The sequence below is a fragment of the Brevibacterium sp. UBA7493 genome, assembly GCF_002479565.1.
GTDB classification, from domain to species: domain Bacteria; phylum Actinomycetota; class Actinomycetes; order Actinomycetales; family Brevibacteriaceae; genus Brevibacterium; species Brevibacterium luteolum.
The window spans coordinates 50,415-61,795 of the sequence record NZ_DLOD01000010.1 but is presented as its reverse complement, the minus strand read 5'-3'; the positions used below and the strand labels follow the sequence as shown (position 1 = coordinate 61,795).

Genomic DNA, 11,381 nt, shown 5'->3' with positions numbered 1-11,381 from the left:
GCCGCCTGCCGGAACTGAGGAAAGGAACGAGCCTGTGTACATCCGCCCCTTCACCGACGGTGATGACCTGCGGCTCAACGACGTTCTGCACGACGCCGCGAACCCTGCTGAGCATGCCGCGCGCAACCTCTTCCGCGCCGACTCCGACTCCCCGCTCTCCCGCTGCGTCGTCGCCTCCCTCGACGACGAGGGCCCTGGTGCCGAGGTGCTCATCGGCGCCGCGGCAATCGCCGCTTCGCCCGCCCACCCGCACCGTGCGTGGGCGCACGTCGAGGTCGCAGAGACCGAACGCCGCCGAGGCGTAGGCACGGCTCTGCTGGAAGCCGCGCGCGAGGCGGTGGCTGGCACGGATCTGATCGACCTGCCGCTGCGTGGCCGGGTGGCCGCTGATTCCGTCGGTGCGGACGCGGCCGAAAGCCAGGGTGCCGACCTTCTGTTCACGACCCGGGTCATCAAGGTCAAGCCCTCGGCACTCGGTGGGCTGGGCGCTGACCGGCTGGAGGACTTCGAGGTCACCGCGACCGGTTCGGTGGCGCTGACCCAGGCGTTCGCTGCCTGGTATGCAGGCGTCAACGCCGCTGACCCGGCAGCTGAGATGTCGATCGGCGAGGTCAACCGCCGGTTCCTCTCCGAACCGACCGGCGCCCACGGTGCTGCCCTCATGCGCCGTGACGGCGAGGTCTCGGCATTCGCGGTTTCCTACCCGCACGAGGACGGCGCCACTGAGCTCACCCTCGCGGCCGCGTATGACGGCAAGGTGGGGGCGGCCAATCGTGGTGAGAACGCCGCGGAGTTCACCGTCGACCGCAACGACCCTGGCTTCCAGGCAGGTCTCGAGGACACCGGTGCGCTGCTGGCCCGCCTGTCCACCGACAGTGAGGTCGTCGTCGAGGTCACCGACGAGATGCCGGTGGTCTCCGAACTCATGGACGGGCTCATCTCCGCAGGTGTGGCCGAGGTGCTCTACACCTACAAGACGATCTCACTGTCCTGACCGGCAGCAGGCCTGATATCGACAGGCAGGGCGAGTGACCCGGAGACGAACCACGCCCAGCCCGCAGGCGGCAACGGCAGGTCGCGCATCCCCAAAGCTGCAAGCTCCCCTTGTTGTCGCAGCCCGAGCAGCAGCTGTGGCCCGGTTTTCGTGATGGCCGCCAGCGGAGAACTGTAGGGCAGCTGACCCGTCAGGGGATAGCTGATCGCGCAGTACTCTGCCGAGGCGGCGAGCGCGGCGGCAGCCGGGTCTGCCTCGTGCGCATCGATGAGCGCCATGACCTCCGGGGACTGACCATCGGCCGGTGGCTGAGCGAGGTCCGCCAGCAGCGGATGGCACAGTTCGGCCGGACCGCGCACGCAGAGCACAGGCCCGTCGACGTCGGGGACCCAGACGATGTCCTCACCAAGCGGCCCTCGCCCGAGCCGGAACGACGCCGCTCCGGTCTCGGTTCGCTGGAACCCTCCGTCACCGCATCCACCCATCCAGACTGAACCAACACGGTCCGCCCGGTCGGCCTGGGCCGTCTGGCTGCCGGCTGGTGGGTCGGTGCGTGGCTGTGCGAGCTGGACGGCAACACCCTCTCGCGCGTTTGCCGGGGCCGGTTGGCTGCGGGCCGCCGGGCCGAGCACGACGGCACGGCCCGGCGGCCACACACCAGCGAAGCGCCCAGCAGGCAGTCCGTAGTGCAGGGAATCCTGGGCGTCATTGGTCGGGAAGACGATCCGGGTGGCAGCTCGTGCCGCGACCGGGGAGTGGAGGAACCGGCGCCCAGCCACCACGACGAACATCGGTGCCGCCGTGCCTCCGGCTGTCAGCAGCTGTGTGAGCCTCTCCAGTCGTCGCGAGGTTTCATGCCGGGCTGCCAGCGCCTCATAGTCGTCGATGCACAGACACACATCACCTGGGTCGAGGGCGCCGATGTCGAAGAGTGCCAGCAGATACTCCAGCGTCCACGGTTCGTTGTGGCTGAACGTCACGAACCCGGAACCAGCCGCCTCTGAGGAACCGGACGGCCCTGACGACAGCATGATCACTGACTTCCCGTGTGCTGCGGCCGCCTGCCCGCACCGCAGCAGCGCACTCGTCGTTCCCGCACCACTGCCGCCGGTGATGACCACAGACCCATCACGACCGGGGTCGTAGTGCCACGGTTCTGTCACTCCGTCGTCGGGGAAGTCGAGGATGCCGAGCAGCGTGGGCTCTCCGTCATAAGAGACGCGTACCGGCAGCGGCGGCGGGATGACGCGGTGGGGCGCAGGCAGATGGCGTGCGGCCTCATGCGAGGCATCGGCAAGCGCACTGACGGTCAGCGCCGGCGGTTCGGGTGGTGGCACGAATCGTAGCCGTACACAACCAGCCGTCACACCTCCTGACGCTGACTGCCCGTCGCCCAGGCGCGTCCACTGGACTTCGCAGTGCTCAGCCGCCGGGCCACCGGGAGCTTGCGCGCCCGTCTGTGCCCGCGCCTCGTCAGCGGCGATATCGATGGTCGCGGTGCGAAACGGGACCGGCGCACCGCCGTCGCTGAGGAACCCGAGGCCCGGCTGGTCAGGCGGGATGCCGGCAGCGTCCTCACACTCGATGACCTCACGTGAATCGACGCCGTCGCGCACCCGCAGGGCGATGCGCAGGTTGATGTTGGCCTTCATCCGCGGGGTGACGATTCCGGCCGGCCGCTGGGTGGCGAGCACAACGTGGATGCCCAGCGACCGGCCCACCGCAGTCAGCGACTCCAGCACCTCGGTGCCAGCCGGATGCTCGGTGATGAGTGCATGGAACTCATCGATGATGACGACCAGACGCGGCAGACGCTGCTCCGGTGACCCAGTGCCGGCGCCGGCGTTGAACGCGTCGATGTCAGCCGCGCCGTGCTCGGCGAGCAGCCGCTCCCGGCGCAGGATCTCAGCTCCGAGGTTGCGCAGCGTGCGCATCCCGGCCGCCGGGTCGAGGTTGCTCACCACCGCATCCGTGTGGGCGAACGCGGTGAAAGGCGCGAAAGCCGCCCCGCCCTTGAAATCGATGAGCACGAAGCGCAGCTCGGCTCTGCTGTACCGGGCCGCCAGCGATGCGATCCAGGTCTGGAGCAGCACAGACTTGCCGCTGCCGGTCGTGCCGGCCAGCAGCGCATGCGGGCCGGAGGCGAACAGGTCGATGAGCGCAGCCCCGCCCGGACCGCGCCCGAGCAGCACCGCCGACCGGCGGGTGGCGGCATCAGCAGTGCCGCCGGTCAGCTCCTGCTGGGCGAGCAGCTCACCGAGCGTGCACTCCTGCTGCCAATCAGGCAGCGGAGGCTGCCACGCCCGGTTGAGAGTCAGGAACCGCTCCGGCCGCATCCGCGTCGGCTCAATCTCGCCGGCGAGCGGACGGGGGAGGTCCTCGGGGGCCTGTGCCGGAACCTGGAGGCGTGCCGCACCGTCGTCGCCGAGGCGCAGCAGCCAAGTCTCGACGCTGCGAACCGAATCGCCGCCCGGCCCGATCTGCACCTCCCACTGCCCGTCCTGAGCATCTGCCGCTGGCCGGCCGCTCACTTCGACGGAGGCTTCCCCACCGTCTAACGACAGGGGGAGTGCTGCGAGCTCCGGGCAGACGGCCAGCAGCTGCGCAGTCGTCACGTGGACCGCGAGCCCTCGGCTGGTGAGCTGTGAGAGCACCGCCCGCAGCACCGCAGAGACCTGCGCCAGCGACCCCTCGGCCCGGAGCTGCAGGCAGGTGAGGTCGATGATGAGCGGCACGGTGTCAGCCGCCGAGTAGTGGCGCTGCCCGAACTGCGCACCTGTCGACAGGTACTGGTCCAGCTGCTGGCGTTCGGCCAGGGCAAGCGGATCCTCCGTCGCTGAGGTGGTGGTCTCCTGGGCAGTGATCGGGATGTCGCGGATACCGCCGGGCAGCAGCGCGGGACCCATTCCGATGGTCGTCTCCCCGCCGGTGAGTCTGCGCCGGTGGGCGGCGTCGAGCGTCAGCCGGTTGGACTCTGCAAGACGGTACAGGCACTCCCGGACCGCTGTCCGGTAGTCCTGGCAGGCGCACAGCACGTCGCGTCGGTAGCGGCGCCGACCGGTGACGTACATGATCCCGGCGGTGATGGGCCCGGAGATGCTGAAGAGCAGGAACATCCACATCTGTGTGAAGACCGCCAGCGCAATACCGATCGCGATCGGTGCTGCGTACATCAGCCACGAGGGCGCACGCGGCCGGGCGACGGTGGCGATCCGCGGCCAGCTGACCGGTGAAGTGCTGGTCGACTGACCGGAGTGGGGCAGCGTCTGCGGCGGGATGAGGCGTGCAGCGGTGCTGCCGAATGCCGTCACGGCAGCAGTGGACGCCAGCGGGATGCTTCTCATCCCGCCCGAATCGCTCACCTGGATGCCCGAGGGCGCGTTTCGCAGGGTGAGGAGTTCGCGCGAGAGGTACGGGTCGGCGACTGCGATATCGGCCGCAGGCGTCCGGCCCATCGTCCACGCGCCGATTGGCAGCGGGTGAGCGAAACCGGAATCCGGGCCGGTGAGGTATTCGATGATGCCGGTGCGTTCGGCTGGCAGCGCGGCGACGGGAGCGAGCTGGTCGGCAACCGGACCAGGCGGAGGCGCGGCGACCGCGTCGCCGGTGGCGGGGCCGTCATCGAAGATAACCAAGGTGGCTGCCGCTGCCTGCGCCCACGTGCGCCACGGATCGGTGAGCACCGGCGGCGGTTCGGCCCCGCAGGGCACGACTCGTGGCTGCCCGGTGAGGTGACCTAATCCGACGCGCGGCAGGAAGTCATCGAGGAACGCGCCGAGCACCGATTCGGCACTCGGCCGCCCAGCGGCGACGACGCGCGCGCTGTGCAGCGAGAACTCGGCGATGACGTAGACGATTCCACTCGGCATGCCTGCACGATAGGAACGCGGCCACCCCTCCGGTCACCGAGACGAGAGCGCTGTGGACGACCGGGAGTGTCCACACCCGCGCGCACACCAGCCAGCTCGACGGTCCACAGCCAGCTACCGCCTCGGCGGCGGATCACCGGTCGAGACGCAGGCCGCCGCGGGAGGTGGCCGTGGCCTCCAGCGGGATCCCATCCGGGACGAACGGTGAGAGCGCCACCGGCCGGAACCGCGTCGAGATCGACACTTCGACAGTCGAGTCATCGACCGCCCGGCCGCGCACGCCCACCCGGTAGAACCTCTCGGACCGGGGCACCTGCCGCAGGTAGTCATGGGCCCGGGCCTGCACCTCGGCGTCGGAGAACTCGATCCGCGGTTCCGAGCCTTGATAGGAGGGCTGGAAGCTGTCAGCGGCACTGAGCGCAGCCGAGTCCGCCAGCGCGTAGAGCTTGCGCTGGGCGAGATAGATGTCGCTGATGACGACGGCGAGGAAGATGAGTGCCAGGCCGATCGCGGTGAACCCGATCGCCAGCGGCGTGATCGACCCGTCGTCGCTGGTGAGCCTGAGTCTCCCGGGCTTCGGGGCGTGGGCGATCATGGCTGCGCGCCTGCATCGCGGTGCGGGTAGATGACGTCGGAGTGCTCGGCGGTGACCGTCAGGTGCGGGGTGCGCTGCGGGCCGAAGATCGCCGGCACGCCGGGGACCGGGATACGCGCCCGGACGTGCGCGGTGACGATGTCGCCTGCTTCGGTGCACGAGTCCGAGCAGCGGAAGGTCACGTCATAGGTGGCGTCCTCGACACCGAAATCGGTGAAGTGCATCTGCGCCAGCGCCTCGGCTCGGGCCTGTGCGCTGCCGGGGTGTTCGGCTGCCACGCGGGCGGCGTTGATCGCCGTCGTGTTCGTCGCATAGGACCCCGCTTGCAGGTGCCCGAGAGTGAGAATGAGGTAGATGAGCGGGATCAGCAGCACGACCGAGGCGAAGATGAACTCAATCGGCGCGGTTCCCTCATCATCTCTCAGCCGCTGGCGCAGCGCGGACGTCATCGGCGACCTCATCCGTCGATGTCCTCAACGAGAGCGCGGCCACTGAGCTGCCAGGTGCCCGTGGGTCCCAGCAGCCCGATGACCGGCACAGGCGTAGTGACCGTCACGGTGACGATGTCCTCTCCGCCGACGGTGCTGTAATCGACGTCGATGCGCTCGGCATACCGGCTGCTGACAGCATCACTGATGAGCTGCTGGGTCAGCTCGGCGCCCTCCCGTGGTGCGGCGTCAGGCAGGGAGGCGAGCCGGGCCCCGGCGACGGCCGAGTCGATGACAGTGTTGCGCACATGCATCGCCAACCCGAGCTGAATGACCGCAAGGAACACCAGACTCAGCAGGGCAGCCACCATGACGAACTCAGCGACAGCGACACCATCGTCGCTGCCGAGACCGAGACTGCGGTGACTGCTGCGGCCGCTGCCGGGGAGGCTCTCAGCTGTGCGGGCCACACTCACCCGCCAGAACCGCGCACCTTCGACATCGAGTCCTCGAACATCGACGTGAAGGCATCCCCAGCCAGCGCCCACAGGGCCACCACAAGCCCGGCGGTCATCATCGTGATGAGCACCCAGCCGGGCACGTCGCCGCGGTCTGGGCTCGTCTCCCTGCGGCCCCGCTCGTCCCTCCCGGGCAGGTAGGCGAAGGGGTCGATCACGAAGGCGATGACGAGAAGGTGCCAGCTGGTCCACCGGCGGGTGGGCGCCTCAGCAGGGGAGTGCGCGGCCGGGGTGCGTGTCGGGGTGGTCATGGTTTCTCCTTTCGGTGTGCCGCCAGAAAGCGGCCGGTATCAGGTGCCGCGGCAGACGCGCGCGGTCAGGACAGAAGGTCAGTAGGACAGATTCAGCACCGCCAGGGACGGGAAGATCGCGAACAGAACGGTGATGGGCAGCACGAAGATGACGACGGGAACGAGCATCCCGACTTCCTTCTTGCCGCTGAGCTCCATGAGCTGCCGGCGTCCCTCATCGCGGACATCGGTGGCCTGGGCGCGCAGCACCTCGGACAGCGGAGTGCCGCGGGCGATCGCGACGGCCATCCCGTCGACGAACTGCGCGATCGACTGGATGCCGGTGCGCTTGCCGAGGTGGTCGAGCGCCTCAACGAGCGGAGTGCCGGTGCGGGCCTCGGCGAGGGTGTAGGCCAGCTCCCGGCTCAGTTCGCCTTCGGTGGCCCGGCAGGCTCGGTCGAGCGCATCGACTGTTCCCTCACCGGCGGTGATGGACAGGGCCAGCAGCTCGGCGATCGTCGGGAACTCCGCGAGGATCCGCGCTTCCCGCTGCCGCACCCGGTGCGAAAGCCACCAGTCGTTGAGCAGATGCCCGGCGACGGCACCGAAGATGAGGCAGCCGAGGATGATGATTGGGTGTGGGCCGCGGCTGACGGACACGAACGCCGCCAGCAGCGCCCCGGCTCCGAACCCGCCGGCGATGAGCAGCAGCTGCTGCGCCCGGAACCGCTCGATCGTCTCTCCGGGCCCGAGGCGGTCGAGACGTGCCGTGATCCCGGCATTGGTCGTCAGCCTGGAGGTCAGCCAGGACCCTCCGCGGTTGAGCCACGAGGTGAGGATGCCGCGCACACCGGCATCGGAGGGTTCGGTCTCGGCGAACAGGGCCGCGATCCGCGGCTGATCGCGTAGATACGGGGCGATGCGGTCAGCGAGTGTGATTCGGTTGAAGACCGGCCAGTTGGTGACGAAGAACGCAAGCGACAGCCCGAGCACCAGCCCGGTGGCAATGACGACAGCCGGGTGCGTCGGATCGATGCGCACCGACCCGAACAGGCCGAAGGGAATCTCAAAGGGCATGACGCACCGTCCTCATCGCAGCACTCGCGGTTCAGCAGGAAGCCGGCCGATGCGCTTCATTGCGCTGTAGGCGACTAGTGAGACGGCCAGCCCGGCGAGTAGCAGCAGCGTGCCGGTTGCCGAGTTGTACGCCTGCGCGGTCTCCGGGCGGGTGGCGAGCAGGGCGAGCACCACCCATGGGGCGGCGACGGCAAGCCGGGCGCCGGTGACCGTCCAGCTCTGTCTTGCCTGCATCTCCGCACGGGTGCGGGAGTCATCGCGCAGGAACTGGCTGAGCGTCTTGAGCATCGTGCCAAGATCGGTGCCGCCGACCTCGCGGGTGACTGCCAGTGCGGCGACGATGCGATCGGCGACCGGGTCGGCACAGGCGGACTTGAAGGCGGTGAGCGCCATGGAGAACGATCCGGTTGCCCGGTACTCCTCAGCGAAGACAGCGAACAGCGGACGCAGCGGCTCGGGCCCGCGCTGGGCGAGCCCGCCGAGCGCCTCGGGCAGGGCGAGACCGGCCCGCACACCGGAGTTGAGGTGGTCAATCGCCTCCGGCCACAGGGCCCGGCGGGCTACGGTGCGCGACCGTGCCCGGTGCCGCACCGCGTAGTACGGCACGAGTGCGGCGAAGAAGGCGAAGCAGCCGGCGATCGCGATCGCGTTCGTGACGGCATAGGCAAAGAGGAACACGATCCCGGCAGCCCCCAGTCCTCCGAGCACGAGGTGGTAGGGCCGCAGCCTGGGCAGGCCGGCGGTGGTGAGCATGTCCTGGGCGTCGCGGATGAAGCGCGGCGGCTCGGTCTGGCGTGGCGGGGACTCCCAGCACGACCACCAGATGAGGAACAGCCCCACCCCGATGCCCAGCCCGCACAGCGCTCCGCTCAGCGACGTTGTCATGGGCGATCACGCCGCCTCGAGCACGGTGTGGATGTCATGGCCGAGCTGCGCAAACCGCTCACCGAGGTGGGTATAGCCGTGGCCGCGCACCAGCCGCCGGTCGGCAGTGGAGGTGAAGACGGTTTCGAGTTCGATGACCTCGCCTTCGATGCCGCCGGGCACGGCGACGATCTCCTCGACCCGGCGCTGCCCGCTGCGATCGAGCCGCATATGCACGACGAGGTCGACGCAGCTGGCGACAGTCGGGGTGACGAACGACGAGCCGATGTTCGGGCCGGCCAGGAGGGGGAGCGTGCACAGCTTCGTCACTGCCGCACGCGCGGAGTTCGCGTGGATCGAGCCCATCGACGGCAGCCCTGAGTTCATCGCCACGAGCAGGTCGAAGCTCTCAGCCTCGCGGACCTCGCCGACGATGACGCGGTCGGGCCGCATCCGCAGTGCCTCCTTGACCAGGTTGCGCAGCGTCACCTCGCCGGTGCCCTCCAGGGAGGCCTGCCGGCACTGCATCGGCACCCAGTCGCGGGAGGGAACCGAGAGCTCGAAGACCTCCTCGCACGTCACCACCCGGTCGCGGACCGGGATCGCCCCGGTGAGCGCGTTGAGCATGGTCGTCTTGCCGGCCTGGGTGGCCCCGGAGACGAGCACATTGGCACCTGCTGCCACGGCGATGGAGAGGAACTCAGCCGCCGCCGAGGTGAGGGTCCCGAGTGCGACGAGGTCGCCGAGGTTGCGGGTGCGGGTGATGAACTTGCGGATGTTGATCGCCGGATGCTTGCGCGTGATGTCCGGCAGCACGACATGCAGCCGTGATCCGTCGGGCAGCGAGGCGTCGACGAAAGGGCTGGAGAGATCGACGCGCCGGCCGGTTGTGCGCAGCATCCGCTCGATGAGCTCGTCGACATCCGCCTCACTCAGCACGGTGGTCGTCAGCTCGCTGACTCCGCGCCGGCTCACGAAGATCTGGTGCGGGGAGTTGAGCCAGATCTCCTCGACCTCGGGGTCGTCGAGGTACTGCTGCAGCGGCCCGAAGCCCGAGACCTGGTCGAAGATCTCCCGGCAGGTCTGTTCGACGTCGGCAAGCAGAGGAAGGGAGCCTGCCAGCGTCCGCTCGTCGTAGTCGTGGACGGCCTGCACGACGAGCTCTCGGGTCGGCGCCGGTTCGGTGCGCGGGTCGATGCCGCGTCTGCGGATCTCCTCGCGCACCTCTGCGGCGATGATCTCAGCTGCGTTCATCTGGGGTACCTTCACTGTTTGAGGGGAGACCTATATGCCATCAGACATATAAGGGTGTTAATCAAATTAACGGGTGTCTCCCAGCCTTTCAAGAGGCTGCGCCCAAACTGTGGAAAGAAGTCGCGACCGGCGTCCCTGCTGTCGCGGCCCTGTCTCCCCCGGTTGAAGCGGCAGGCTGGAACTGGGGCCACAGCGAAGAGTCTGGTCGGAAGGACTCGGATCGGGCGCAGGCGCCACCGCAGGACTGCCCGCTCATCGCGTCGTCCACGGTTCAGGCGGTATGGGCTCCTTCATCGCCCGCCACCGCGACTACACCGGAGTTGTCCCGCCGGACCGCCGGGCGCTGAGCTTCAGCGCAGCTCTGCCACGCACTCCACTTCGACGCAGATGTCGAATGGCAGTTCGGCCACCCCGATGGCCGCCCGCGCATGCGGGATGCTCTGCGGCCACAGCTCGTTGATGAGTGAGGAGAACCCGTCGATGATCGGCGGCAGGTCGATGAATCCCGGTGCGCAGTTGACGTAGCCGTTGACCTTGACGAACCCGGCGACTGCCGACAGGGAACCGCAGTGTGCCTCCAGCGAGGACAGTGCATTCAGGCACGTGAGGTAAGCAGCATGCTGCGCCTGCGCGAGGCTGACATCGCGGCCGACCTTGCCGGTGACCGGAACATCCTCCGGCGCGTTTGTCGGGCCCATCCCGGAGAGGAACACAAGGTTCCCGACCTGCCGGACAGGACTGTATTGACCTGCCGGCGACAGCGGCAGCGGCAACGTGATCCCCTTCTGCCGCAGCACCTCGGCCGGATCTGTCATCGGTGTCATCGGCACTCCCTCTTCTCAGCGCACACCACGCACCTGCGAGGACTCCATCGTCGCACCGCCTCCAGCCGCTGGCCATGACTGGCGCCCACGATGTGTCTGAGGAACCGGAAGGCTGGGTCACAGCTACACCTGCGCATGTGGGTCATGTCAGGCAGAACGTGAGTTCAGGCGGCATGCGCCCTGGAATCGACCCGCTGGGTGCTTCACCGATCCGAATCGCGCCATGATGGGCATAGAACGGTTCGGCCCCGGGGTCGGCTTGAAGCGTCAGCGACGTGAAGCCTCGATTTCGTGCAATCTTCAAAAGGTGCTGGAGCAGCCCTCCGCCGACCCCGCGGCCCATTGCGCCGATGTCGACAAAGAGCGCTTCCAATTCGCCGTCGGGTGGAGTTCCGTCGATCGCTGCAAAGCCCAGAACCTGGCCGTCCTGTTTGGCGACGAAGACGTCTCCCGATGCACACTTTTCGGCCGAATAGGTGAGTTCATCTCGACACAGTTCGAGGAAGTCCTCGCTGTAGTTCCAGTGGCCTTTCGACCGCAGGGCTAGAGCCGACAGAGTCGCTGCCTCGCCAGCTCGCGCGAATCGAATGGTGTAGGTCACCCACGGAGTCTACAAGGGCGCAAAGATCTGGGGCTTTCCTCTGGACACATGCGCATGCGTTCGCAGAAGATGGGACACAGGCCTGCAGCTTCGGCTGCCGGCCCGCATCGTGACTGGCCACCAGCAA

11 protein-coding genes are annotated in these 11,381 nt (G+C 68.3%); 1 reads left to right on the top strand and 10 read right to left on the bottom strand.

From position 1 onward, the window contains the following. The first annotated feature begins 34 nt into the window (after positions 1 to 34). The gene (locus tag B4E96_RS06350; RefSeq protein ID WP_286956821.1) at positions 35 to 994 is read left to right on the top strand and encodes a GNAT family N-acetyltransferase; all 960 of its coding nucleotides are present in this window, start codon (positions 35 to 37) and stop codon (positions 992 to 994) included. Here B4E96_RS06350 and B4E96_RS06345 read toward each other — a convergent pair. From B4E96_RS06345 to B4E96_RS06300, 10 genes are all read right to left on the bottom strand, one after another. Next, on the bottom strand, positions 970 to 4,863 hold the full coding sequence (locus tag B4E96_RS06345) for an FtsK/SpoIIIE domain-containing protein (protein WP_286956819.1): 3,894 nt from the start codon (positions 4,861 to 4,863) through the stop codon (positions 970 to 972). The two genes, B4E96_RS06350 and B4E96_RS06345, sit on opposite strands and share 25 nt — an antisense overlap. A gap of 133 nt (positions 4,864 to 4,996) precedes the next feature. After that, positions 4,997 to 5,458 (bottom strand): pilus assembly protein TadG-related protein, encoded by a 462-nt coding sequence (locus B4E96_RS06340; RefSeq protein WP_286956816.1) that lies wholly within the window; start codon positions 5,456 to 5,458, stop codon positions 4,997 to 4,999. After that, on the bottom strand, positions 5,455 to 5,907 hold the full coding sequence (locus B4E96_RS06335; protein ID WP_102162987.1) for a hypothetical protein: 453 nt from the start codon (positions 5,905 to 5,907) through the stop codon (positions 5,455 to 5,457). Before B4E96_RS06335 ends, B4E96_RS06340 begins: the two co-directional genes overlap by 4 nt. An 8-nt stretch (positions 5,908 to 5,915) precedes the next feature. Next, positions 5,916 to 6,356, bottom strand: a complete 441-nt coding sequence (locus B4E96_RS06330) for a TadE family protein (RefSeq protein ID WP_257995222.1) — start codon at positions 6,354 to 6,356, stop codon at positions 5,916 to 5,918. 2 nt (positions 6,357 to 6,358) lie between these two features. Further along, positions 6,359 to 6,655: a hypothetical protein gene (locus B4E96_RS13370; RefSeq protein WP_375544673.1), complete on the bottom strand. Its 297-nt coding sequence runs from the start codon at positions 6,653 to 6,655 to the stop codon at positions 6,359 to 6,361. 78 nt (positions 6,656 to 6,733) lie between these two features. Beyond that, positions 6,734 to 7,711, bottom strand: coding sequence for a type II secretion system F family protein (locus B4E96_RS06320; protein WP_102162986.1), 978 nt, complete (start codon positions 7,709 to 7,711; stop codon positions 6,734 to 6,736). A gap of 12 nt (positions 7,712 to 7,723) precedes the next feature. After that, positions 7,724 to 8,596 (bottom strand): type II secretion system F family protein, encoded by an 873-nt coding sequence (locus B4E96_RS06315; protein WP_102162985.1) that lies wholly within the window; start codon positions 8,594 to 8,596, stop codon positions 7,724 to 7,726. A gap of 6 nt (positions 8,597 to 8,602) precedes the next feature. Then, positions 8,603 to 9,829: a CpaF family protein gene (locus B4E96_RS06310; RefSeq protein WP_286956815.1), complete on the bottom strand. Its 1,227-nt coding sequence runs from the start codon at positions 9,827 to 9,829 to the stop codon at positions 8,603 to 8,605. Between the two features lie 350 nt (positions 9,830 to 10,179). Next, positions 10,180 to 10,653 (bottom strand): RidA family protein, encoded by a 474-nt coding sequence (locus B4E96_RS06305; RefSeq protein ID WP_286956814.1) that lies wholly within the window; start codon positions 10,651 to 10,653, stop codon positions 10,180 to 10,182. A gap of 142 nt (positions 10,654 to 10,795) precedes the next feature. Beyond that, the gene (locus tag B4E96_RS06300; RefSeq protein WP_170274575.1) at positions 10,796 to 11,254 is read right to left on the bottom strand and encodes a GNAT family N-acetyltransferase; all 459 of its coding nucleotides are present in this window, start codon (positions 11,252 to 11,254) and stop codon (positions 10,796 to 10,798) included. Positions 11,255 to 11,381: the final 127 nt, after the last annotated feature.